We start from the raw sequence: 23126 nt of genomic DNA on the forward strand, positions 1-23126 counted from the left end.
CCCGAGGAACCCGACACCATGACTGACGTGAGCCCCATCCGCTGGGAGCAGGACCAGGACGGCGTGGTCACCCTCGTCCTCGACGACCCCGCCCAGTCCGCCAACACCATGAACGCCGCGTTCACCGACGCGCTCGAAGCCACCGTCGAACGCCTCGCCGGCACCGAGGAGCTGACCGGCGTCATCGTCACCTCCGCGAAGAAGACCTTCTTCGCGGGCGGCGACCTCAAGCTGCTGTCCTCGGTCGGGCCGGACGACGCCGAGCAGGTGTTCGCCAACTCGATGCGGATCAAGCGCGCGCTGCGCACGCTGGAGACCCTCGGCAAGCCGGTGGTCGCCGCGATCAACGGCGCCGCGCTCGGCGGCGGCCTGGAGATCGCCCTGGCCTGCCACCACCGGATCGCGCTGGACGCCCCCGGCAGCAAGATCGGCCTGCCCGAGGTCACCCTCGGCCTGCTGCCCGGCGGCGGCGGCGTGGTCCGCACCGTGCGGATGCTCGGCATCGCCGACGCCCTGCTGAAGGTCCTGCTGCAGGGCCGGCAGTACCGCCCCGCGCAGGCCGTCGAGACCGGCCTGGTGCACGAACTCGCCGCCACCCCCGAGGAGATGCTCGACAAGGCGCGCGCGTTCATCGCCGCCAACCCGGTCAGCGCGCAGCCCTGGGACGCCAAGGGCTACAAGATCCCCGGCGGCACCCCCAGCACCCCCGCGCTCGCCGCCAACCTGCCGGCCTTCCCCGCCAACCTGCGCAAGCAGCTGAACGGCGCGCCCTACCCGGCGCCGCGCAACATCCTGGCGGCGGCCGTGGAGAGCACCCAGGTCGACGTGGACACCGCGTTCGCCATCGAGGCCCGGTACTTCACCGAGCTGGCCTGCGGCGCCACCTCCAAGAACATGATCCAGGCGTTCTTCTTCGACATGCAGGCCGTCAACTCCGGTGCCTCCCGCCCGAGTGCGGTGCCGGCCCGGAAGGCGTCGAAGGTCGCGGTGCTGGGCGCCGGCATGATGGGCGCGGGCATCGCGTACGCGTGCGCGCAGGCCGGCCTGACGGTGCTGCTCAAGGACGTCACCCAGGAGGCCGCCGAGCGCGGAAAGGCGTACAGCGCCGGCCTGCTGGACAAGCAGGTGGCGCGCGGCCGGACGACCGCCGAGGAGCGCGACGCCTTCCTCGCCCGGATCACCCCCACCGCGGACCCGGCCGACCTGGCCGGCTGCGACACCGTCATCGAGGCGGTCTTCGAGAACCCCGAGCTCAAGCACAAGGTGTTCCAGGAGATCCAGCACGTGGTCGCGCCCGACGCGCTGCTCTGCTCCAACACCTCCACCCTCCCCATCGGCCTGCTCGCCGAGGGTGTGGAGCGCACCGCCGACTTCATCGGCCTGCACTTCTTCTCGCCCGTCGACAAGATGCCGCTGGTGGAGATCGTCCGCGGCCGGGAGACCGGCGACGAGGCGCTCGGCCGCGCCTTCGACCTGGTCCGGCAGATCCGCAAGACCCCGATCGTGGTCAACGACTCCCGCGGCTTCTTCACCTCCCGCGTCATCGGCCAGTTCCTCAACGAGGGCGTGGCGATGATCGGCGAGGGCCTCGACCCGTCCTCCGTCGAGCAGGCCGCCGCCCAGGCCGGCTACCCCGCCAAGGTGCTGTCGCTGCTGGACGAGCTCACCCTCACCCTGCCGCGCAAGATCCGCAACGAGTCCCGCCGCGCCGTCGAGGAGGCCGGCGGCACCTGGACCGAGCACCCCGGCGAGATCGTCATGGACCGGATGCTCGACGAGTTCCAGCGCCCCGGCCGCAGCGGCGGCGCCGGCTTCTACGAGTACGTCGACGGGAAGCGCACCCGGCTGTGGCCGGGCCTGCGCGAGCACTTCGCGCGGGAGGGCGCGGAGATCCCGTTCGAGGACATGAAGGAGCGGATGCTCTTCTCCGAGGCCCTCGACTCGGTCCGCTGCCTGGACGAGAACGTGCTCACCTCGGTCGCCGACGCCAACATCGGCTCCATCCTCGGCATCGGCTTCCCCGCCTGGACCGGCGGCGTCCTGCAGTACATCAACGGCTACCCCGGCGGCCCGGCCGGCTTCACCGCCCGGGCCCGCGAACTCGCCGCCGCGTACGGCGAGCGCTTCACCCCGCCGGCCTCGCTGGTCGCCCTCGCCGAGAGCGGCGGCCGCTACCGCGACTGACCGTCCTCCTGGCCCGCCCGCTCCGCCGGGCGGGCCAGCTCCTCGGCCAGCGACCGCTGGAACGCCGTCACCAGCGCCTGCACCACCATCGGCTGGATCCGGTCCGTCAACTCCCGCATCCGTTCCAGCTCCGCCGGCTCCGGACCGCTCTCCCGGTACGGGCGCCACACGGTGTCCCGGAACAGCCGGTGCAGGTCGTGCGCCGTCGCCTGGCTGTGCAGCCGCACCACCGCCCGCGCCGCCACCAGCGTCTCCAGCGGGATCGGCACGTCCAGCACCCGCACTCCCAGCGGCAGCAGGCCCGGCTCCACCTTGAACACGTCCGGGTCACCGGTGCGGTGCAGCGCGCCCATCGCCGCGAGCCGGTCCACGTCGGCGTCCGACAGCGCCCGCCCGGTCCGCCGCTCCAACTGCGCCCGGGACGCCTCCTCGGCGGTCTCCGGCGTCCACGACGCGACCAGCGCCCGGTGGATCGCCAGGTCCAGCTCGCCGATGTCCGACGGCAGCTGCGCGAGGTAGCGCTCGATCGCGGCCAGCGTCAGCCCCTGCCGCTGCAGCTCCTCGATCAGCTCCAGCCGCCCCAGGTGCTCCGCCCCGTACAGCCCCACCCGCCGCGGCCCCAGCTCCGGCGGCGGCAGCAGCCCCTTCGCCCCGTAGAACCGCAGGGTCCGCACCGTCACCCCCGCCCGGGCGGCCAGCTCGTCCACCGTGAACCGCGGCTCCCCGCCACCCATCGCACCCCAGCCTCTGCACCAGCACCACTGTGACACCAGCAGTGTGACACCGGCCCCGGCCGAGGGTCCACGCGCCGACGGGCGGGCGGGGAGCGGCGGGCGCGGTCAGGCCAGCGGGAGGAGCTCCGCGTGGTGGCGCTGGGTGACCTCGGGGTGGGCGCGGGTGTAGCCCTTGAGTTCGTTGAAGCCGAAATCGGCGTGCAGGGGGTTGGCCGGGTCCTGGGTGGCGCCCGGGGCGTGGTGGGCGTGCGGGAAGTCGAGGGGGGTGATGTGGGCGTCCAGGCGGGGGTTGTAGAAGAACGGGACGGAGAAGCGCTCGCGGGCGCCCGCGGGGGAGACCACGCGGTGGCTGGTGGCCTTCAGGTAGCCGTCGGTGGCGACTTCGAGGAGTTCGCCGAGGTTGACCACGAAGGCGCCCTCCATCGGGGGGACGTCCAGGAAGGTGCGGTCGGGGCGCTCGACCTGGAGGCCGCCGACGCTGTCCTGCAGGAGCAGGGTGATGAAGCCGTAGTCCTTGTGCGTGCCGACGCCCTGAGCAGCGCCGTCCGGGGCGGTGCCCGGGTAGCGGACCAGCTTGAGGCGCAGGTGCGGGTGCGGGGCGAAGACGTCGTCGTAGAAGTCCGGGCGGGCCCCGATCGAGGCCAGCAGTTCGTGCAGCAGCCGGTGGGCGACGCCGTCGAGCCGGGATATCCAGTGCAGGGCGGCGGTGCGCAGCTCGGGCAGGGCGGCCGGCCACTGGTTGGGCCCCTCCAGCCACCAGTACGCGGGCTCGCCCGGCGCGGGCACGTGCGGCGGGAGTTCGGTGCCGATGTCCAGCTGGTCGCGCCAGTCGCGGCTGCCGCCGGTGCGTTCGTCGCCGGTGCGCGTGTAGCCGCGGAAGTGCGGGGAGTTCAGGTTGCTGACGGACAGTCGGTCGGCCTCGGGGAGGGCGAAGAAGGCGCGCATCGCGGAGGTGAGGTCGGCCGTCTCGGCGGGGGTGACGCCGTGGCCGACGAGCTGGAAGAAACCGACTCCGGTGGCGGCCTCGCGCAGCTCCCGGTGGAGCCGGGCCCGCTCGGCGGAGGTTCCGTCGGCGAGCGAGAGGTCGATGACGGGGAGGGTGGTGGGGTGCTGCTGCGTCATGGGTGCGCGTCCACGGGGAAAGGCCCGGCGGGTACGGCGGGTCACGCCGGACGGGGCCGGGGAGGGCGGTGCCCGCGCGCTCGGGGTGGAACGCGGCGGGCGGGGATGTGGATGGATCGGTCAGCCGGAGCGTCGACAGGACATGCTCGTGACGCGGAGCAGGTCCACGTGGCGACGACTGACGAGTAGGAGCACCCCACCAGGCTACAACCCCCGCCCGCACGGTTACCGGAAAATGTCGGTATCCCGTCAATCTGTGGTCGATCCGTCGACGCCCGGCCGCCCGGCGCCAGGACGGTCAGTACCCGGTCGATCCGTCGATGCGCTCCCTGAGCAGGTCGGCGTGCCCGTTGTGGCGGGCGTACTCGGCGAGCATGTGCAGCAGGATGCGGCGCAGCGACACCGGCTGCCCGCTGCCCTTGTGGGTGCCGGTGGCGTCGAGCGAGGGGGCCTCGGCGACGATCCGGCGGGAGATCTCCACCTGGGAGCGCCAGACCGCCAGCGCCTCCGCGAAGTCGCCGTCCAGGTGTTCGAAGTCCTGGTCCGGGTCGTCGTCGGAGTAGTAGTGCAGCGGCTTGGCCCCGTTGCCGGCGAACTGGGTCTCCAGCCACCACTGCTCGACCCCGGCCAGGTGCCGCACCAGCCCGTGCAGGCTCAGCCCGGACGGCGGCACCGCCAGCTCGGACAGCCGCTCCACCGGGACGCCCGCGCACTTCAGCGCGAACGTCTCCCGGTGGTAGTCCAGGTACGCGGTGAGGAGCTCGCGCTCGTCGCCGACCAGCGGCGGCGTGACCCGCCCGTCGTCGTCGGCCCAGGTGGGGGAGAGGTGCTGCGGTTCGGTCGTCATGCCCGCCAGCGTGCCAGCGGGGTACGACAGTTGACCTGGCGGCCGTCGGCGTCTGCGCGGCTCGCCCCGGTAGGCGCCGAACGACCGGCGGTCGCCCTCCGGGTCGCGGACCGCGAAGTCCCGCGAACCGTGGCGGTGTCGTGCAGTTCGGCCGCCACGCCGGCGCCCGCGCCGCCCGCCCGCCGGTGCAGGCCGTCCGGGCCGTCGGGTCACCACGGACGCGCCGAACGCGTCGGGCGCAGCGGCCACGGGTCGTCCGCAGCGTGGGCCGGACCTGCGGCGGCGGGGGAACGGCGGCCCCGGTCATCGCCGACCCCCGCCGGGCTGCGGCGGCGCCCCCGCCCCGGGGTCTGTCCTCGGACGTCCCCGCAGGCCGGGGGCCGGCGGCGGTGACGGGCCGTCAGTGCGAGACGGCCAGCTGGACGGCGTGGTGCTTCGGCGTGTCGATCTCGTCGAGCAGCGCCACCGCGAGGTCCGCGTGCGAGATCCGGCCGGTGCCCGTGACGGCGCCGACCGCGCTGACGTACCCGCCGGTGGCGGGGGCGTCCGGGGTCAGGTCCATCGGCGGGACGACCATCAGCCAGTCCAGCTCGCCCGCCTCGGCGGTCAGCAGCTCGAACTCGGCGACGTGGCCCTGCGAGAACGTCCGGTACTGCTCCGGGAAGGCGGGATCGTCCATGAGGCGCACGCCGGGTGCGGTCTCCAGGGTGGTGGCGATGCCCAGGACCAGCAGCCGGCCCACCCCGGCCCGCCGCAGACCCTCCGTCAGGGCCCGTGCCGCGGCCGTGAAGTACGCCTCGGACGGGACGTCCAGGCGCACCGAGGCGTTGACCGCCGCGTCGTGGCCGGCCGCCGCCCGCGCCACCGCGTCCGGGTCGGTGGCGTCGCCGCGCACCGCCGTCACCCCCGAACGGCCCGCCAGCTCCGGGTACTTGTCCGGGGCGCGGACCACCGCCGTCACCCGGTGCCCGCGCCGCACCGCCTCCGCGACGGCCGCCCGGCCCACCCGACCGCCCGCGCCGAACACCACGACCCTGCCCATGGCTCCTCCTCGGTTCCCCGCCGTGTTCCGTGTCGTCGCCGACGGTAGGACGGGCACCCCCGGTTACTTCAACGGAACCGGCGGTGCCCGGCTATCGTCGTCCGCATGACCCGTCCCGACGACGCCGCCGTGTTCGACCTCCGCGCGTGCGCGCACCGCCCGCCGATCCGGGTCGGCGACAAGTGGGCCGGGGCGGTGCTGCGCTGCCTGGAGAGCGGCCCGCACCGCTTCACCGAACTCAAGGCCCGGCTGATCGGCGTCAACCCGAAGGTCCTCACCGAGACGCTGCGCGCGATGGAGCGCGACCGCTGGCTCACCCGCACCGACCACGGCGGCAACCCGCCGCACGTCGAGTACGCGCTGACCGGCACGGGCCGGTCCCTGATCCCCGTCCTGGACGCCGCCTGCACCTGGGCCCGCGACCACCTCCCCGGCTGACGCCCGGTCGACCCCCGGCGCCCGGGGCGGAGCCGCTCGCCCCGGGCGGACGGGAATCAGGCGCCGACGTATTCGGCCAGGTGGCGTCCGGTGAGGGTGGTGCGGTCGGCGATCAGCGCGGCGGGGGTGCCCTCGAAGACGATGCGGCCGCCGTCGTGGCCGGCGCCGGGGCCCAGGTCGATGATCCAGTCGGCGTGGGCCATCACGGCCTGGTGGTGCTCGACCACGACGACGGACTTGCCGGAGTCGACGAGGCGGTCGAGCAGGCCGAGGAGCTGCTCGACGTCGGCCAGGTGCAGGCCGGCGGTGGGCTCGTCGAGGACGTAGACGCCGCCCTTCTCGGCCATCCGGGCGGCCAGCTTCAGGCGCTGGCGCTCCCCGCCGGAGAGGGTGGTGAGCGGCTGACCGAGCGTCAGGTAGCCGAGGCCGACGTCGGAGAGGCGCTTCAGGACGGTGTGCGCGGCGGGCGTGCGGGCCTCGCCGGCGGCGAAGAAGGACTCCGCCTCGTCGACCGACAGGGCGAGCACCTCGGCGATGTTCCGGCCGCCGAGGCGGTACTCGAGGACCGCGGCCTGGAAGCGCTTTCCCTCGCACTCCTCGCAGACCGTCGCCACTCCGGCCATGATGCCCAGGTCGGTGTACACCACTCCGGCGCCGTTGCAGGTCGGGCACGCGCCTTCGGAGTTGGCGCTGAACAGGGCCGGCTTCACCCCGTTCGCCTTGGCGAAGGCCTTGCGGATCGGCTCCAGCAGCCCCGAGTAGGTGGCCGGGTTGGAGCGCCGCGAACCCCGGATCGGGCTCTGGTCGATCGCCACCACGCCCTCGGGCGCCCCGCCCTTCAGCGCCGCGCCGCTGACCAGCGAGCCGTGCACCAGCGAACTCTTCCCGGAGCCCGCCACCCCGGTGACCACCGTCAGCACGCCCAGCGGCACGTCCACGTCCACCTCGCGCAGGTTGTGCGCGGTCGCCCCGCGGATCTCCAGCACGCCGGTGGGGGTGCGGACTTCCGGCTTCACGGCGGCCCGGTCGTCGAAGTGCCGGCCGGTGATGGTGCCGCTGGTGCGCAGCCCGTCCACGCCGCCCTCGAAGCAGACCGTGCCGCCCGCCGAGCCCGCGCCCGGCCCCAGGTCCACCACGTGGTCGGCGATCGCGATGGTCTCCGGCTTGTGCTCCACCACCAGCACCGTGTTGCCCTTGTCGCGCAGCCGCAGCAGCAGGTCGTTCATCCGCCGGATGTCGTGCGGGTGCAGGCCGGTGGTCGGCTCGTCGAAGACGTACGTGACGTCGGTCAGCGAGGACCCCAGGTGCCGGATCATCTTCACCCGCTGCGCCTCGCCGCCGGACAGCGTGCCGGCCGGGCGGTCCAGCGACAGGTAGCCGAGGCCGATCTCGGTGAACGAGTCCAGCACCTGCCGCAGCGAGGCCAGCAGCGGACCCACCGACGGCTCGTCCAACTCCCGTACCCACGCCGCGAGATCGCTGATCTGCATGCTGCACGCGTCGGCGATCGAGAGGCCCCGGATCTTCGAGGAGCGGGCGGCGGCGGTCAGCCGGGTGCCGTCGCAGTCGGGGCAGGTGGTGAAGGCCACCGCCCGGTCCACGAACTCCCGGATGTGCGGCTGCAGCGCGGCCCGGTCCTTGGACAGCATCGACTTCTGGATCCGCAGCACCAGGCCCTCGTAGGTCATGTTGATGCCGGCGATCTTCATCCGGGTCGGCTCCAGGTACAGGAAGGCGTGCCGCTCCTTCTCGGTGTACTCGCGGATCGGCCGGTCCGGGTCGACCAGCCCCGACTCGGTGTACAGCCGGTAGTTCCAGCCGCCCGGCTTGTACCCGGGGATGGTCAGCGCGCCCTCGTTCAGCGACTTCCCGTCGTCGTACAGCTGGCCCAGGTCGATGTCCGAGACCGTGCCGCGCCCCTCGCAGCGCGGACACATGCCGCCGGCCCGCGAGTACGTCCGCTTCTCCGCCTTCGAACCCTCGCCGCGCTCCACCGTGATCGCGCCGGCGCCGTGCACCGTCGGCACGTTGAAGGAGAACGCCGGCGGCGGGCCGATGTGCGGGTCGCCGAGCCGGCTGAACAGGATCCGCAGCATCGCGTTGGCGTCCGTCGCGGTGCCGACGGTGGAGCGCGGGTCGGCGCCCATCCGCTGCTGGTCGACGATGATCGCCGTGGTCAGGCCGTCCAGCACGTCCACGTCGGGGCGGGACAGCGTCGGCATGAAGCCCTGCACGAAGGCGCTGTAGGTCTCGTTGATCAGCCGCTGCGACTCCGCCGCCACGGTGCCGAACACCAGTGAACTCTTGCCCGAACCGGACACCCCGGTGAACACCGTCAGCCTGCGCTTGGGCAGTTCGACGCTGACGTCCTTCAGGTTGTTCACCCGGGCCCCGTGCACCCGGATCAGATCATGACTGTCCGCCGGGTGATGCCCGTCGGTCTTCCCGCCCGCCCGCTCGGCGCCACTCATCGTCCTCGTCCCTCCGTCCGGCGGCGCCCGTGGCGACACCGCCGCCCCGATCCAACCACCCCGCCGGGCCGGAAACCGGCAGGGCGTCAGCAGTCGTCGTCACCAAGCGCGGGTAAAGTGACCGGCCGAACCACGGGAGGGCGCCGATGCCGACACTGACGCGGATACCGGGGCGGACGGGGCCGTTCGCGGCCCGTGCGGGCGCCGCGGTGCTCACCGCCCTCCTACTGCTCGGCGCCGGCCCCGCCGCCGCGGCCGACCCGGCCCCGTCCGCCACACCGTCCGCGGCCGGCCGGCAGACCGCGGCGGCCGACCAGCAGACCCGGGCCGACCGGCTGGCCGACGAACTCCGCAAGAACCCGGTGTACGTCTCCGCCGCCCGGCCGCGCGAACTCCCGCGCTCGCTCGCCCCGCAGATCGCCGACCTCGCCCGCCGCACCGGTGTTCCCACCTACGTGCTGGCGGTGCCCGACAGCCGGGACGGCGCGCAACTGCTCGCCCTGGTGCACGACCGGCTCGGCAAGGACGGCCTGTACGTGCTGATCGGCGAGTACGGCCGCCTCACCACCGCCGCGTTCGGCACCGACGCGCCCGCCCAGGAGGCCGCCCGGGTCGCCCTGTACGGCACCCCGTACGGCGCCGGGCCGCTCGCCGACTTCGAGGCGTTCGTCGACGCCGTCGCCCTGGGCAAGGAGCAGGCCGCCGCCAAGGCCGAGCAACTGGCCGACCGGTACCGGAAGTCGGACGGCAGGCCCAGCCTGTACATCAGCTCCACCGACCGGCAGAACCAGAACCTGCTGCTCGGCATCGCCGTGGTGCTGCTCCCCGGCCTGCTGATCGCCCTCGGCCTCCGCCTCTCCCGCCGCCGCGGTGCCCCGCACACCCCCGCCGGCCAGGACCGGGGGAAGGGCGGGGTCGACCTCGGGAAGGCGACCGCCGAGCCGAAGAAGCCGAAGAACCCGAACAGGCCGGCGCAGTCGAAGAAGCCGGCGGCCGTCCGACCGCCGCTGCGCCGCGGCGTGCCGGCGGCGACCGCACTGGCCGCCGTCGCCGCCGTCCTCGGCGTGCTGCTCGCCGCGCCCGAGGTCTTCCCGCAGACCGTCGACAGCCCGGACCTGAACGTCACCCAGGCGGACCTGGACGCCCGGGTGGACGAGGTCGCCGCCGGACTCGCCGCCGGTCCGGTCTACCAGGACCCCTCCGCGCCCGACGCGCTGAACGCCGCCGACCTGCCCGCGCTCCGGCAGCGGATCGCCGAACTCGCCCCCGCCGGCCCGGTGCACGTGGTGGTCACCCCCTCCACCAGCGCTGACGAGACCGGCCACGACGGCCGCCTGCTGCTCTCGCTGATCCGCGAACGCACCGGGCAGAACGGCGTCTACATCCTGGTCGACCCGCTGGTCGGCCGGATCGAACTGCGCAGCTACGGCACCGACCGGGACGCCGAACGCCGGTTCGCCCACCTGGACTCCGAGATCCGGTACCCGTACGGGGCGACCGACGGCCTCGACGTGAAGCCCCGCCTCGACCGGGTGCTGGACGCCGTCGCCGAGGCCCAGCCCCGGCCGGGCGACGACCCCGTCCCCACCGGGCTCACGCTGCCGCCGCTGCGCGACAACAAGCTCCCGCCGCTGTTCGCCGCCGACTTCGGCGGCGGCCTGGTGCTCGGCGGCATGCTGCTCGGCGTGGTGCTACTGCTCGCCTGGGCCGCCGTCGCCGCCGTCCGCGCCGTGATCCGCTCCCGCCGCGCCCGCGCCCTCGCCCCGGCACAGCCCGCCGGACCCCGGCGCGCCGACCCGCGGCCGACGCTCCGTCAACTCCGCTCCTGGGCCGCCGAGGACGTCCGCGAACTCACCGCCGGGCTCGCCGCCGCCGACCAGGACGCGCCCGGCCGGGCCCGCGCCTGGGACTGCCTGGACGCCGCCCACCTCCTCACCGGCAACGGGCGCACCGAGGACGAGGCCGGCGACCTGGCCGCCGTCGCGGTGCTCGCCCGGGGCGGACTGGCCGCGCTGCGCGGCGAGACCACCCCGACCGTCTGCCGGCTCAACCCGCTGCACGGCGCGGCCACCGGCGGCCGGGTGCCGCCCTGGTTCGCCGCGCTCGGCATCGGGCCGAGGTCCACCCGGCTCTGCCCCGCCTGCCGGGACGCCTTCCGCGGAGCCGACTCCGCCACCGCCGCCGCCGGCCGCCGGCCGGCCGCCGAGGAACGGCTGCTGCGCCTGCCCCCGGCCGGCGACCGCGCCGCCCCCACCGCCTGGGACCGGGCCGGGCCGATCCTGCCGGCCGCCCGCGAAGGCCTCGAACCGCTCATCCTCAGGGCCAGGGAGTCCGCCAGTGTCCAGTGACCGCCGCCCGACCACCCGCCGCTCCCTCCCGGGCGGCCTGCTCGCCACGCTGCTGACCTGCCTCGCACTGCTCGGCACCGGCGCCCCGGCCCGCGCCGAGGGCACCCCCGCCGCCGGATCGGTCACCACCGTCGTCGACGCGCTGCGCACCGGACCGGTGTACGTCGACCCGGCGTTCGCCGCCGCCGTCACCACCGCCCAGCAGAAGGAACTCGCCGACAGGATCGCCGCGACCGGCCTGCCGATCAAGGTGGTGCTGCTGCCGCTGAACAAGGGCGACGCCTTCGACGGCAAGTCCAAGTCGCTGGCCGCCGTGGTCAACGAGCGACTCGGCCAGCCGCAGCTGATCCTGCTCACCAACGACGACTACGGCAGCTGGCTGACCGGCACCGAGTGGCCGACCGACACCCACCAGACCCGCGACTCGGCCGCCGCCGTCGGCCTCCTCAAGGAACTCAAGGACGCCGGCCTGGCCGCCCGGGTCGGCCGGGCGATCGACCTGATCGGCAGCGGAAAGGGCACCGAGGTCTACCGGGCCGAGACCGACCGGATGAACCGCGAGTACTCCGCCCGCCCGCACAACGACGGCGCCGCGCCCGGCACTTCGTCGGGCGGAAGCCCGACCGGCCCGGTGCTGGCGGGCATCGCGGTACTGGCGGTGCTGGTCGCGGCCGGCGGGTACCTCGTGGTGCGCCGCCGCCGCGCACCCCGGCACACCGCGTTCAGCTTCCCCGACGCGGTGTTCGCCGCCGACCTGGCCGCCGACGAGGCCGGACTGCGCCGACAGGCCGCCGCCGAGGTGCTCGCCCTCGGCGAGGCCGTGGACGGCGCCGACGGCGCCACCGCCCCCGGCCTGGCCCGCGCCCTGGACGCCTACGACGCGGCCGGCCGGGTCCTGGACGGCGCCCGCGGCATCCCCGACCTGGCCGGCGTCCTCGCCCTCGCCGCCGAAGGCCGCGCCGCGCTCGCCGCCGAACCCCGGCTGCCGCTGTGCTTCTTCGACCCCCGCCACGGCGCCGCCGGCGGCCGCACCGAATGGCGGCCGCTCGGCCGCCGCGAACGCGTCGACATCGCGGTCTGCGCGGACTGCGACCGGGCGCTGCGCACCCGCCGCGCCCCGCAGGTCCTCGCCGTCCGCGACCAGGGCCGCACCGTCCCGTACTTCGAAGTCCCCGCCGATCGCAGCCTCTGGGCCGCCACCGGCTACGGCTCACTGCTCTCCGGCCCCGAGGACACCCTCGCCGCCCGGGTCGGCACCGGCCAGTTCAGCCGCACCCGGCAGCGGACGGCGGACGCGGAGGACTGAGCGGCCGGTCCTGCGGGGCGGGGCCGGCGCTGCGGGCCCGGCCGTGGCTCGGTGGGCGGTCGTGGCCGAGCCGGCTCGCCAGTGGGAGGCTGATGCCGCGTCAGGCGGCTGTGGCCCGGAGCGGGTCGGCGCCGGCCGGTCCAGTCGCACCCGCCCGGCAGGCCGGCGTGGCGTCAGGCATCGGCGGCCGGCGGGCAGGTGGCAGTGGCCGGCTCGGTCGGGGCTCGGCGGCGGGTGTCCGGTGCGGGGCCGGCGCTGCGTCAGTCCTCCGCGGCCCAGGGCCAGTCGGCTTCGTCGGTCGCCGCGCCGGGCACGATCTCGGACCGGACCCGGCGGGCGGCCAGCCGGTCGCGCAGCCACTCCGCCTCGGGGAGCGTCCCGGGCAGGCCGTCGCCGGCCAATTGCTCGGAGAGCTGCACGGCCTGGGTGAGCGACAGGTTCCACGTCTTGAGCAGGGTCTGCAGAACGGGTATCCGCCCCATGTTCGGGTCGGCCAGCCGCAGCCGCACCGTCCCGTGCTCGGCGATCAGTGGGCCGCGCACCCAGCGCGGCGCGTCGCCGGCGCCGAAGCCCATGCAGGCCGCCGCGCCGCACGCCCGGCAGTGGAACTCCGAGTCCCAGCACACCCGTCCGTCCCGGAGGGCCTGCCCGACGTCCTGCTCGGCCTCGGCCCCGCACTCGCACCGCACGGCGAACGCCGCACCCCACCCTGTCACTTCGGCCCTCCTGTCGCCGTGCCTATAGTCCCACCAGCACCGACAGGCCGACGAAGGGTCAGTTCATGGATCTCACCGGACGCACCATGGTCGTCACGGGCGCGGGCCGCGGCACCGGCCGGGCGCTCGCGCTCCGGGCCGGGCGGCTGGGGGCCCGGCTGCTGGTGGGCGCGCGGGGGCTGGACGCGGCCCGGCGGACGGCCGAGGAGATCACCGCCGACAGCGGTGCGCCGGCCGAGGGGCTGGCCTGCGACCTCTCCGACCCCGCCTCGGTCCGGGGCTTCGCCGCCGAGGTCGCGGCCCGCACGGACCGGGTCGACGTGCTGGTCAACAACGGGGCCCGCTACCTGCCCGGCGCGGACCTGCTGGACGGCGACGACGAGGCGATCGCCGACACCATCGCGTCCGGCGCCACCGGCACCGTGCTGGTCACCCGCCACCTGCTGCCCCTGCTGCGGGCCTCGGCCGCCGCCGACGTGGTCAACCTGGTCTCCGCGGTCGCCGAACCGCGCAACCACCGCTCGGCCTCGCACCCCGCCTTCTACGCGGCGAAGGCCGCGCAGGCCGGCTTCGCCGACGTCCTCTCGGCCCGGCTGCGCCCCGAGGGCATCCGGGTGATCTCCCTCTACCCGCCGGACTTCGACGACGCCGACCCGCTCGCCCCGGCCTGGGACACCGCCTCCCGCACCGCCGAGGACCGGCTCACCGCCCAGTCGGTGACGGACTGCGTGCTGTTCGCGATCGGCCAGCCCCGGGACTGCTTCATCCGCTCCTTCCAGTTCGAACAGCTCTAGGGTCCCGGGCCCGGCGGCCCCCCGAACACATCTTCGTACGCATGTTCGAACAGGGCGTACGCTGGCAGTATGAGCTACCAGTTGCAGGGCTCCCTGTTCGACGCCGACGGTCCCGAGGCCGGGCCCGCGCTCGGCCCGCTGGACGGGATCGGGCGGACGGAGCTCGGGCACGGGGCGTGGATCGACGTGCTGCCCGGCTGGCTGCGCGGGGCGGACGCGCTGTTCGAACGGCTGGTGGACGGGGTGCCGTGGCGGGCCGAGCGGCGCGAGATGTACGAGCGGGTGGTGGACGTGCCCCGGCTGCTGGCGTTCTACCGGGAGGGCGACGCGCTGCCCGACCCCGTGCTGGCGGAGGCCCGGGACGCGCTCGACGCGCACTACCGGGCGGAGCTCGGCGAGCCGTTCGCCACCGCCGGGCTCTGCCTCTACCGGGACGGCCGGGACAGCGTCGCCTGGCACGGCGACCGGATCGGCCGCGGCGACCGCGAGGACACCATGGTCGCGATCCTCTCGGTCGGCCAGGCCCGACCCCTGCTGCTGCGCCCGCTGGGCGGTGGCGGACCGACGGTCCGCCGCTCGCTCGGCCACGGCGACCTGCTGGTGATGGGCGGCTCGTGCCAGCGCACCTGGGAGCACGCCGTCCCGAAGAGCGCCGGGGCGGTCGGGCCGCGGATCAGCATCCAGTTCCGCCCGCGCGGCGTCCGCTGATCGGGCTCCCCGGCGGTCACCGAGGGTCGCCGGAAGGGCGTTTCTGCAGCTCAGTCAGATTCTCGGACTTGAATATTTGCGAACGAGTGTTCGATGCTGGACTCGTGCACATGTTCGAACCACACTCGCTCGGCCCGTCCGGAACGGGCGCTTTCGCCCAGATTTCCCCCGTTCGGACGGCCGACCATGTTCGAACGCTCGAACGCGGCCGCCCGGTCGAACGGGATCGAACGGTCGTCCCGCTGCGCCCCGGCGCCACCTCCGCCGCACCTGCGCGACCCGCCCCGCACGGCACCCCGCCGGTCGTCGCCGAGCCCGAACTGGTGCCCGTCCTCCCCGCCCTCGCCCCGCTGCTCCCCGGCGGCGGACTGCGCCCCGGCACCGCCGTCTCCGTCGCCGGCGACACCGGACTGCTGCTCGCCCTCGGCGCCGGCGCGTTCACCGAACAGGCCGGGGACGCCGCCTGGGCCGCCGCCGTCGGACTCCCCGAGCTCGGCCTGTCCGCCGCCGCCGGCTACGGCTACGACCTGCGCCGCCTGCTGCTCGCCGACCACCCCGGCCCGCACTGGCCCGACGTGGTCGCCGCCCTCGCCGGCGCCGTCGGCCTGATCCTGCTGCGTCCCACCGGCCCCGTCGCCCCCGCCCTCGCCGCCCGCCTCACCGCCGTCCTGCGCCGCACCCGCTGCGCCCTGCTGGTGGCCGGCCCGTGGCCCGGCGCCGTCCAGCGCCTCAGCATCCGCACCGGCCGCTGGTTCGGCCTCGGCGACGGCCACGGGCAGCTCACCGGCCGCCAGGTGGAAGCCGTCGCCGAGGGCCGCGGCACCGCCACCCGTCCCCGTACCGCCCACCTCTGGCTCCCCGACGCGCAGGGTGCGGCCCGGGCCTGCGCCCCCGCCGAACCCGCCGCGGTCCGCCCGGCCCTGGAGGCGGTCTGAGATGCCGGCGGTGACGAGCCGTCAGAAAGCGTGAAGCACAAGAGAGCCACCGGCTTCCCGCCGATCCTGTTCCGTCGATCCCCCCGAGCGTCCCACCATGAAGCACCCCCATCCGATTCGTAAGCCGGCGCCGTCCGCGAGCCGTGGCGGCGGGCCGCTGTGGGGCACCCCGCGGGCGGGGGAGGGCCCGGGCTGGGGGCCGGCCGGGCAGCGGGTGCTGGTGGTCTGGTGCCCGGACTGGCCGCTGGTGGCGACCGCCCCGGCGGGCGGCGACCCGGGCGCGGTGGCGGTGGTGGAGGGCGGCCGGGTGCTGGCCTCCTCGGAGGCGGCGCGCGCCGCGGGCGTCCGGCGCGGGCAGCCGTTGCGGCTCGCGCAGCGGTTCTGCCCGGAGCTGCGGCTGCGCGACCGCGACGAGGAGGCGGAGGCGCGCCGCTTCGAGCCGGTGGTGGCGGCGGTCGAGGCGTTCACCCCCCGGGTGGAGGTGCTCCGGCCGGGGCTGTGCGCGATCCCGGTGAAGGGCCCGGCCCGGTACTTCGGCGGCGAGGAGGCCCTCGCGGCCGGCATCCGGGACGCGGTCGCCGCCGCCCTGGCGCTGACCCGGCCGGCCGCCGCGCCCGCCGCACCCGGGCGGACCGCCGACACGCCGACCGACCCCGAGGCCGAACCCGCCTGGGTGGACGAGGTGTTCACCGGACCGCAGGACGCCGCCGGACGCCCCCCGCTCACCGTGATCGACGGCGGCTCCGCCGAGCCCGCCCCGCCCGACGGCCCCGCCCCGCTCGCCCTGGTGGCCCCCGCCGGATCGCAGGCCGAACCGGGGCCGCGGCCGCGGCCGGAGGAGCCGGAGCCGGCCCCCGTCGCGCCGCCCCCGCGCGGCCTGCTCGGCGTCGCCGACGGCCTGTTCGCCGCCGTCCTGGCGGCCCGCGCCGAACTGCTGGTGCCGGCCGGCCGGACACCGGAGTTCCTCGCCCCGTACCCGGTCTCGACGCTGGGCGAACCCGAGTTGGCGGAGCTGCTGCACCGGCTCGGCGTGGAGACGGTGGGGGCGTTCGCCGAACTGGCCGCGGACGTGGTGGCCAACCGGTTCGGCCCGACCGGGAGCGCCGCGCACCGGCAGGCCCGCGGACTGGACCCGCGCCCGCTGGCCCCCAAGGACCAGGGGCTCGACCTCGCCGTCGAGCAGCTCTTCGACCCGCCCGAGGAGTTGACCGAGCCGCTGGTGTTCGTCGGCCGCACCCTCGCGGAACGCCTGCACGCCCGGCTGGCCGAGGTCGGACTGGCCTGCCAGCGGGTCGCGGTCGAGGTCTCCTGCGCGGGCGGCCGCACCGTCGCCCGGCTCTGGCAGCACGAGGGGCGGCTGACCGCGGCCGCCCTCGCGGAACGGATCCGCTGGCAGCTGAACGCCTGGCAGTCCACCGGCACGTTCACCGGGGCGGACGGCGCGTTCACCGCGCTGCGCCTCGTCCCGGACGGCCTGTTCCCGGACCGGGGACGGCAGTTGGCGCTGTGGGGCGAGGCCGTCGCGGAGGACCGGGTGGAACGGGCGGTGGCCCGGGTGCAGTCGCTGCTGGGCTACGCCGGGCTGCGGCGCGGCGCCCCCGAGGGCGGCCGCGCCCCCGGCGAGCAGCAGGCGCGGCTGCCGTGGGACGAGGCCGCGCTCCGCGAGGACCGGACGCCGGACGGCCCCTGGCCGGGCCGGCTCACCGACCCGTCGCCGTCCGTCGTGCCGCCCGACCCGGTGCCGGTCCTGGTGCTCGACCGCGACGGCCAGCCCGTGGGCGTGGACGGCCGGGCCGAGGTGTCCGCCCCGCCGGACCGGGTCGAACTGCACGGCCGCACCCTGCGGGTGCTCGGCTGGACCGGCCCGTGGCCCGCCGTCGAACGCTGGTGGGACCCGCGCACCGCCCGCCGCCGGGCCCGGTTCCAGGTCGCGGTGGAGGGCGGCCGCGCCCTGCTGCTCACCGTCGAGGGCGGTCGCTGGTACGTCGAAGGAGCCTATGACTGAGCAGAACCGACGGACCGTCAGCAGACCAGCGTCGCCCGGGGGGAGCGACGGGACCACCCCCGAGACCGGAGCACCACCCGCGATGGGATTCACCAGTCACCCCTCGCTCCCCTGGACGGAGCTGCAGCGCCGGATGTCCGGCACCGGCCCCGCCACCCCGGCCGCACCCGACCGGCCCGAGCCCCAGAACCCCCGGCCCGCGCCGCCGCCGGACGCCGTCCCGTGGGCCGAACTGCACGTCCACTCGGCGTTCAGCTTCCTCGACGGCGCCAGCGACCCGGAGCAACTCCTCGACGAGGCGGCGGCGCTGGGCATCGAGACGCTGGCGGTCACCGACCACGACGGGTTCTACGGGGCGGTCCGGCTGGCCGAGGCCGCCAGGGGCACCGGCGTCCGCACCGTGTTCGGCGCCGAACTCACCGTCGGCCCGGACGACCACCTGCTGGTGCTGGCCCGCGACCCCGAGGGCTACCGGCGGCTGTCCGCCGCGATCAGCGCCGCCCAACTGCGCGGCGGCGCCAAGAACGACCCGCGCTACGCGTTCGACGAACTCGCCGACGCCCACCACGGCCACTGGGCGGTGCTCTCCGGCTGCCGCCGCGGCCGGGTCCGGCACGCCCTGGAGACCGCCGGCGAGGACGCCGCGGAGAAGCAGCTCCGCACCCTGGAAGAGGCGTTCGGCCCGCAGAACGTGTACGTCGAACTGACCGACCACCGGCTGCCCGGCGACGACCTGCGCAACGACCGGCTCGCCGCGCTCGCCGCCCGCACCGGACTGCCGCTGGTCGCCACCAACAACGTCCACCACGCCGCGCCCGCGCAGGGCCGGCTCGCCCAGACCCTGGCCGCCCTGCACGAACGCCGCACCCTCGAACAGGCCGCCCCGTACACCATGGCCGCCGGCACCGCGCACCTGCGCTCCGGCCGCGAGATGGCGACCCGGCTGCGCCGGTTCCCCGGCGTCCAGCAGGCCACCGTCGACCTCGCCCGGGACTGCGCCTTCGACTTCTCCACCCTCGACCCGCAACTGCCCGGCTACCCCGTCCCCGAAGGCCACACCGAGAGCAGCTTCCTGCGCGCCCTGGTCGCCGGAGCCGGACCGCAGCGCTTCGGCCCCGACAACGACCGGGCCCGCCGCCAACTCGCCCGCGAACTCGACGTGATCGAGACCCGCGACCTCGCCGGATACTTCCTGATCGTCCACGACATCGTCGACTTCTGCCGCCGCGAGGACATCTGGTGCCAGGGCCGCGGCTCCGCCGCCAACTCCGCGGTCTGCTACGCCCTCGGCATCACCGCCGTCGACCCCGTCGCCTACGGCCTGCTGTTCGAACGCTTCCTCAGCGTGGCCCGCGACGGCCCGCCCGACATCGACCTCGACATCGAGAACCGCCGCCGCGAGGAGGTCATCCAGTACGTGTACGGGCGCTACGGCCGCGCCCACGCCGCCCAGGTCGCCAACGTCATCACCTACCGGCCCCGGCTCGCCCTGCGCGACGCCGCCCGGGCCCTCGGCTACCCGTCCGAGCAGGTGGACGCCTTCACCCGGCAGGTCGAGTTCCACGGCACCGTCCAGGACGACGCCGTCATCCCCGCCGACGTCCTCGACCTCGGCAGCCAACTCCACGGCCTGCCGCGCCACCTGGGCATCCACTCCGGCGGCATGGTGCTCACCCGGGAACCCGTCGGCGAGATCTGCCCCACCGAATGGGCCCGGATGCCCGGCCGCTCCGTCCTCCAGTGGGACAAGGACTCCACCGCCGGCGCCGGACTCGTCAAGATCGACCTGCTCGGCCTCGGCATGCTCGCCGCCCTGCACGACACCTGCGACCTGATCGAACAGCACTACGGCGAACGGCTCGACCTCGCCACCATCCCCCAGCACGACCCCAAGGTCTACGAGATGCTCTGCCGGGCCGACACCGTCGGCGTCTTCCAGGTCGAGTCGCGCGCCCAGATGGCCACCCTGCCCCGGCTCAAACCGAAGACCTTCTACGACCTGGTCGTCGAGGTCGCCCTGATCCGCCCGGGCCCGATCCAGGGCGGCTCCGTCCACCCCTACCTGCGCCGCCGCGACGGCGTCGAACGCGCCGACATCCCGCACCCCACCATGGAACGCGCCCTCGCCAAGACCCTCGGCGTCCCGCTGTTCCAGGAGCAGATGATGCAACTCGCCATCGACTGCGCCGGATTCAGCCCCGACGAGGCCGACCGGCTGCGCCAGGCGATGGGCGCCAAGCGCTCGCTGGAACGCGTCGCCGTGCTGCGCACCCGGCTGCTCGAAGGCATGGCCGAGCGCGGCATCCCGCCGGAGACCGCCGAGGACGTCTACGCCAAGATCGAGGCCTTCTCCAACTACGGCTTCCCCGAATCCCACGCGATCAGCTTCGCCTACCTGGTGTGGGCCAGCGCCTGGCTCAAGTACCACCACCCGGCGGCGTTCACCTGCGCGCTGCTCGCCAACCAGCCGATGGGCTTCTACTCCCCGCTCAGCCTGATCACCGACGTCCGCCGGCACGGCGTCCGGGTCCGCGCCGTGGACGTCTCGGTCAGCGCACCCGGCCCCACCCTGGAACCCGGGCACCACCCGTCCTACCCGCACCCCCTCACCGCCGGCACCCCGCAGGCCGCGATCCGGCTGGGCCTCACCTCGGTCCGCGGCCTCGGACAGGCCCAGGCCGAGACCATCGCCGCCGGGCGCCCCTACACCGACCTGGAGGACTTCGCCCGCCGCACCGCCCTGCCCCGGCCGGTCATGGAGGCCCTCGCCACCGCCGGCGCCTTCTCCTGCTTCGGACTGAGCCGCCGTCAGGCCCTGTGGTCCGCCGGCCTGTACGCCGCCACCGACCCCGACTCGCTGCCCGGCACCCTCCCCGGCGCGGACGCCCCGCCACTGCCCGCGATGACCCCGATCGAGGAGACCATCGCCGACCTGTGGGCCACCGGCAGCTCCGCCACCAGCCACCCCGTCCAGCACCTGCGCCACGCCCTGGACCGCTCCGGCGCCGTCACCGCCGCGCAGCTCCAGCACGTCCCGCCCGGAACCCCCGTCGTGGTCGGCGCCCTGGTCACCCACCGGCAGCGCCCGCCCACCGCCGGCGGCGTCCTCTTCCTCAGCCTGGAGGACGAGACCGGCCTGATCAACGTCATCTGCAACCGCCCCGTCTGGCAGGCCCACCGCCGCACCGTCCTGGAACGCGCCGGCCTGCTCGTCCACGGCACCGTCGAACGCACCCACGGCGCGACCAACCTGGTCGCCACCCGCATCGCACCGCTGCGCCTGGGCATCTGACGACCCGTCGCCGACTCGGTTCAGCGCAGCGGCTTCCGCCCTTCGCCGGGCGGGCCCGCGAAGGCCTGTGCGCGCGGCAGCCAGGCGTTCGCCGTGTCGCCCACCGCGGTCAGGGCCAGATCGTCGCGGTGCCGGCGCTGGGTGACCAGCAGGCAGAAGTCCAGCGCCGGACCGGACACCCGGTCGGCCGCGCCCTCCTCGCCCCACGCCCACAACTCGCCTCCGGGGGAGCGGAGTTCGAACCGGATCGGCACGGTCGGCGCGGGCCGGCCGTGTGCGGCGAACGCGAAGCCGACGGTCCGGACGCCCAGGTGGGCGATGTGCCGCAGTCGGTCCGTCGGGACGCGGTCCACGCCCAGCGCGTCCGCGACGTCCTGTCCGTGCGCCCAGGTCTCCATCAGCCGGGCCGTCAGCATCGACCGCGCCTTCATCGGCGGCCCGAACCACGGCACCCGCACGTCCCCCGGCACCTCCGCCAGCACCCGCGCCACCTCGGCCCGGCCCGCCCGCCAGCGCCCCAGCAGCGCGGCCGGCTCCTCCCCGACACCCTCCGCCGCGCCCCGGTCCACCGCCGCCAGGCCGTCCGCGAACTCCCGCCCCAAGGCCGCGACGAAGCCCTCCGGGTCCTGCGCCGCGCGCAGCGTCCACCGGTCCGTCCACGCCAGGTGCGACACCTGGTGCGCGACCGTCCACCCCGCCGCCGGCGTCGCCAGTGCCAGCCCCGCCGCACCCGACCCGCCCACCAGGGAGTCCAGTTCCTCCCCCTCCGCCAGCAGGTCCGCCACCAGCCCGTCCACCCGCCACCCCTCTCGCCGCCGCCAGTGCCCCCACTCCTACCCCCGCTGCGCCCCCGGCCACACCGCCCGCTCCAGGGGTGCCGTTCCCGGGGCGGGAGCAGGTTGCGTGGTCTGATGAGGCGTCGGGTGACTGGAGCGGGAGGTGGGCGGAGTGCGGGTGGTGGTGGTCGGGGCCAACGGGGAGATCGGGCGGTGCGTGGTGACCGAGGCGCTGGCGCGCGGGCACGCGGTGACGGCGGTGGTGCGGCGGCCCGAGGAGTACCAGGGGCTGGCGATCCGGGTGGAGCGCGGTGACGTGCTGGACCCGGCGGACATGGCGCGGGTCGCGGAGGGCGCGGAGGCGCTGGTGAGCGCGGTCGGCGGCGGCGACGGTCCCGGTCGTGGCCGGCTGATCGAACCCGCCGCGCACTCGCTCGTCGCGGGCCTGCGCCAACTCGCCGACGGCGCACCGAGACTGCTGGTGGTCGGCAGCGCCGGCAGCCTGACCACGCCGGCCGGCACCTGCCTGTGGGACGACCCGTCCGTCACGCCCCGCCAGCTGGAGCTGATGCGCGCCCACGGCCGCGCCCTGGACTACCTGCGCACCGTCAGCGACCTGGACTGGACGGTGCTCAGCCCCCCGCAGAGCCTGGTCCCGGGCGAACGCACCGGCGAGTACCGCACCGCCACCGACGACCTGGTCGCCGCTCCGGACGGCCTGTCCACCATCTCGCTCGCCGACTTCGCCACCGCCCTGGTGGACGAACTGGAGAAGCCCCGCCACCACGGCGAGCGCTTCACCTGCGGCTACTGAAACCCCGTCGGCGTCGGCGCTCGGCCGGTGCAGTGGTGCTGCGGGCCGAGGAGCTCCCGGGCGAGCCGCACGACCGTCCACCGGCAGCAGCCGCCCGGGACACAGCGCCCGGTCGCCGACCACGGTGAACGCCCTCGGCGGGTCATCCTGCCGGAGGGGTCGGCGGGGCGGCGCCGAAGCAGGGACTCGGGTGGGGTCCGAGCTCGCCGTGCACGGCGGTCAGCACCAGCAGTTGGGCCACCACGGCCAGTGCGGCCAGCGGCAGCAGCACGGCGAGGAGCGCGTGGCCGGTGGAGACCCGGCGGTGGTCGCGGCGCAGCACCACGGCGAGTTGGGCCGCGGCCCAGGCGGTCGCGGTGGCGTTCAGCGCGAGGCCCGCGACCGCGAGCACCATCGCGTACCGGGGTGCGCCGGGGCTGTCCAGGCACTGGCGCAGGCGCTGCTGCACCGCGTCGGCGGGGACGAGCGCCAGGGCGCTGCAGGCCCAGCCGAGCAGGGCGAGCAGCAGGCAGTGGCGTGCCCGGAACCATCGGGACGTGCGGTCTTCGACCATGGCGGACCCCCTCCGGCGGGCCATCCTGCCAGAGGGGGGCG

Annotated in this window: 19 protein-coding genes; 10 read left to right on the plus strand and 9 right to left on the minus strand. The window is 75.4% G+C overall.

What is annotated here, in order from left to right; genetic code table 11:
• Nucleotides 1-18 precede the first annotated feature (18 nt).
• Nucleotides 19-2184 (plus strand): 3-hydroxyacyl-CoA dehydrogenase NAD-binding domain-containing protein, encoded by a 2166-nt coding sequence (locus ACFV1L_RS07570; RefSeq protein ID WP_380363803.1) that lies wholly within the window; start codon nucleotides 19-21, stop codon nucleotides 2182-2184.
• Here the strand turns inward: ACFV1L_RS07570 and ACFV1L_RS07575 are convergent.
• The 5 genes from ACFV1L_RS07575 to ACFV1L_RS07595 all read right to left on the minus strand — a co-directional run bounded on the left by ACFV1L_RS07575 (nucleotide 2172) and on the right by ACFV1L_RS07595 (nucleotide 5929).
• Nucleotides 2172-2918 (minus strand): MerR family transcriptional regulator, encoded by a 747-nt coding sequence (locus tag ACFV1L_RS07575; RefSeq protein ID WP_380363805.1) that lies wholly within the window; start codon nucleotides 2916-2918, stop codon nucleotides 2172-2174. The genes ACFV1L_RS07570 and ACFV1L_RS07575 overlap by 13 nt on opposite strands.
• Nucleotides 2919-3023: 105 nt before the next feature.
• Nucleotides 3024-4040, minus strand: a complete 1017-nt coding sequence (locus ACFV1L_RS07580) for an isopenicillin N synthase family dioxygenase (RefSeq protein ID WP_380363807.1) — start codon at nucleotides 4038-4040, stop codon at nucleotides 3024-3026.
• Between the two features lie 120 nt (nucleotides 4041-4160).
• Nucleotides 4161-4235, minus strand: coding sequence for a putative leader peptide (locus tag ACFV1L_RS07585; protein WP_354644872.1), 75 nt, complete (start codon nucleotides 4233-4235; stop codon nucleotides 4161-4163).
• 103 nt (nucleotides 4236-4338) lie between these two features.
• Entirely contained in the window at nucleotides 4339-4887 is a 549-nt protein-coding gene (locus tag ACFV1L_RS07590; RefSeq protein WP_380363809.1) for a DinB family protein, read from the minus strand.
• A 400-nt stretch (nucleotides 4888-5287) separates the two neighbouring features.
• Nucleotides 5288-5929 carry an NAD(P)-dependent oxidoreductase gene (locus ACFV1L_RS07595; protein ID WP_380363811.1) on the minus strand — a complete coding sequence of 214 codons (642 nt, stop codon included), beginning with the start codon at nucleotides 5927-5929 and terminating at the stop codon, nucleotides 5288-5290.
• Between the two features lie 105 nt (nucleotides 5930-6034).
• Between ACFV1L_RS07595 and ACFV1L_RS07600 the strand changes: the two genes are divergently transcribed.
• Entirely contained in the window at nucleotides 6035-6367 is a 333-nt protein-coding gene (locus tag ACFV1L_RS07600; protein WP_380363813.1) for a winged helix-turn-helix transcriptional regulator, read from the plus strand.
• 56 nt (nucleotides 6368-6423) lie between these two features.
• On the opposite strand, the gene ACFV1L_RS07605 is transcribed toward ACFV1L_RS07600, so the two are convergent.
• Nucleotides 6424-8838, minus strand: coding sequence for an ATP-binding cassette domain-containing protein (locus ACFV1L_RS07605; RefSeq protein WP_380363815.1), 2415 nt, complete (start codon nucleotides 8836-8838; stop codon nucleotides 6424-6426).
• 146 nt (nucleotides 8839-8984) lie between these two features.
• Between ACFV1L_RS07605 and ACFV1L_RS07610 the strand changes: the two genes are divergently transcribed.
• On the plus strand, nucleotides 8985-11186 hold the full coding sequence (locus tag ACFV1L_RS07610) for a hypothetical protein (protein WP_380363817.1): 2202 nt from the start codon (nucleotides 8985-8987) through the stop codon (nucleotides 11184-11186).
• Entirely contained in the window at nucleotides 11176-12492 is a 1317-nt protein-coding gene (locus tag ACFV1L_RS07615; RefSeq protein WP_380363819.1) for a hypothetical protein, read from the plus strand. The genes ACFV1L_RS07610 and ACFV1L_RS07615 overlap by 11 nt, the downstream gene beginning before the upstream one ends.
• A gap of 260 nt (nucleotides 12493-12752) precedes the next feature.
• Here the strand turns inward: ACFV1L_RS07615 and ACFV1L_RS07620 are convergent, their stop codons facing one another.
• Nucleotides 12753-13208, minus strand: a complete 456-nt coding sequence (locus tag ACFV1L_RS07620) for a hypothetical protein (protein WP_380363821.1) — start codon at nucleotides 13206-13208, stop codon at nucleotides 12753-12755.
• A gap of 65 nt (nucleotides 13209-13273) precedes the next feature.
• On the opposite strand from ACFV1L_RS07620, the gene ACFV1L_RS07625 reads away from it, so the two are divergent.
• The 5 genes from ACFV1L_RS07625 to ACFV1L_RS07645 all read left to right on the plus strand — a co-directional run bounded on the left by ACFV1L_RS07625 (nucleotide 13274) and on the right by ACFV1L_RS07645 (nucleotide 20942).
• A complete protein-coding gene (locus tag ACFV1L_RS07625; protein WP_380363823.1) occupies nucleotides 13274-14002 on the plus strand; it encodes an SDR family oxidoreductase in 729 nt (242 codons plus the stop codon).
• Nucleotides 14003-14071: 69 nt separating this feature from the next.
• Entirely contained in the window at nucleotides 14072-14710 is a 639-nt protein-coding gene (locus tag ACFV1L_RS07630) for an alpha-ketoglutarate-dependent dioxygenase AlkB (RefSeq protein WP_380363825.1), read from the plus strand.
• Nucleotides 14711-14820: 110 nt separating this feature from the next.
• Nucleotides 14821-15645 carry a hypothetical protein gene (locus ACFV1L_RS07635; RefSeq protein ID WP_380363827.1) on the plus strand — a complete coding sequence of 275 codons (825 nt, stop codon included), beginning with the start codon at nucleotides 14821-14823 and terminating at the stop codon, nucleotides 15643-15645.
• Between the two features lie 97 nt (nucleotides 15646-15742).
• A complete protein-coding gene (locus tag ACFV1L_RS07640) occupies nucleotides 15743-17650 on the plus strand; it encodes a hypothetical protein (RefSeq protein WP_380363829.1) in 1908 nt (635 codons plus the stop codon).
• Nucleotides 17651-17732: 82 nt separating this feature from the next.
• Nucleotides 17733-20942 carry an error-prone DNA polymerase gene (locus tag ACFV1L_RS07645; RefSeq protein WP_380363830.1) on the plus strand — a complete coding sequence of 1070 codons (3210 nt, stop codon included), beginning with the start codon at nucleotides 17733-17735 and terminating at the stop codon, nucleotides 20940-20942.
• 20 nt (nucleotides 20943-20962) lie between these two features.
• Here the strand turns inward: ACFV1L_RS07645 and ACFV1L_RS07650 are convergent, their stop codons facing one another.
• A complete protein-coding gene (locus ACFV1L_RS07650) occupies nucleotides 20963-21739 on the minus strand; it encodes a TIGR03084 family metal-binding protein (RefSeq protein ID WP_380363832.1) in 777 nt (258 codons plus the stop codon).
• A gap of 151 nt (nucleotides 21740-21890) precedes the next feature.
• On the opposite strand from ACFV1L_RS07650, the gene ACFV1L_RS07655 reads away from it, so the two are divergent.
• Nucleotides 21891-22532 (plus strand): NAD(P)-dependent oxidoreductase, encoded by a 642-nt coding sequence (locus tag ACFV1L_RS07655; protein WP_380364011.1) that lies wholly within the window; start codon nucleotides 21891-21893, stop codon nucleotides 22530-22532.
• Between the two features lie 142 nt (nucleotides 22533-22674).
• Here the strand turns inward: ACFV1L_RS07655 and ACFV1L_RS07660 are convergent, their stop codons facing one another.
• Nucleotides 22675-23085, minus strand: a complete 411-nt coding sequence (locus ACFV1L_RS07660) for a hypothetical protein (protein ID WP_380363834.1) — start codon at nucleotides 23083-23085, stop codon at nucleotides 22675-22677.
• Nucleotides 23086-23126: the final 41 nt, after the last annotated feature.

It is taken from the genome of Kitasatospora sp. NPDC059646 (assembly GCF_042734615.1).
Taxonomy (GTDB): Bacteria; Actinomycetota; Actinomycetes; order Streptomycetales; family Streptomycetaceae; genus Kitasatospora.

Coding starts and splice junctions, on each gene's coding strand:
- ACFV1L_RS07640 (WP_380363829.1), top strand. CDS start 15,743: ATGAAGCACCCCCATCCGATTCGTAAGCCGGCGCCGTCCGCGAGCCGT.
- ACFV1L_RS07610 (WP_380363817.1), top strand. CDS start 8,985: ATGCCGACACTGACGCGGATACCGGGGCGGACGGGGCCGTTCGCGGCC.
- ACFV1L_RS07625 (WP_380363823.1), top strand. CDS start 13,274: ATGGATCTCACCGGACGCACCATGGTCGTCACGGGCGCGGGCCGCGGC.
- ACFV1L_RS07635 (WP_380363827.1), top strand. CDS start 14,821: ATGTTCGAACCACACTCGCTCGGCCCGTCCGGAACGGGCGCTTTCGCC.
- ACFV1L_RS07630 (WP_380363825.1), top strand. CDS start 14,072: ATGAGCTACCAGTTGCAGGGCTCCCTGTTCGACGCCGACGGTCCCGAG.
- ACFV1L_RS07575 (WP_380363805.1), bottom strand. CDS start 2,918: ATGGGTGGCGGGGAGCCGCGGTTCACGGTGGACGAGCTGGCCGCCCGG.
- ACFV1L_RS07580 (WP_380363807.1), bottom strand. CDS start 4,040: ATGACGCAGCAGCACCCCACCACCCTCCCCGTCATCGACCTCTCGCTC.
- ACFV1L_RS07645 (WP_380363830.1), top strand. CDS start 17,733: ATGGGATTCACCAGTCACCCCTCGCTCCCCTGGACGGAGCTGCAGCGC.
- ACFV1L_RS07595 (WP_380363811.1), bottom strand. CDS start 5,929: ATGGGCAGGGTCGTGGTGTTCGGCGCGGGCGGTCGGGTGGGCCGGGCG.
- ACFV1L_RS07600 (WP_380363813.1), top strand. CDS start 6,035: ATGACCCGTCCCGACGACGCCGCCGTGTTCGACCTCCGCGCGTGCGCG.
- ACFV1L_RS07570 (WP_380363803.1), top strand. CDS start 19: ATGACTGACGTGAGCCCCATCCGCTGGGAGCAGGACCAGGACGGCGTG.
- ACFV1L_RS07605 (WP_380363815.1), bottom strand. CDS start 8,838: ATGAGTGGCGCCGAGCGGGCGGGCGGGAAGACCGACGGGCATCACCCG.
- ACFV1L_RS07660 (WP_380363834.1), bottom strand. CDS start 23,085: ATGGTCGAAGACCGCACGTCCCGATGGTTCCGGGCACGCCACTGCCTG.
- ACFV1L_RS07590 (WP_380363809.1), bottom strand. CDS start 4,887: ATGACGACCGAACCGCAGCACCTCTCCCCCACCTGGGCCGACGACGAC.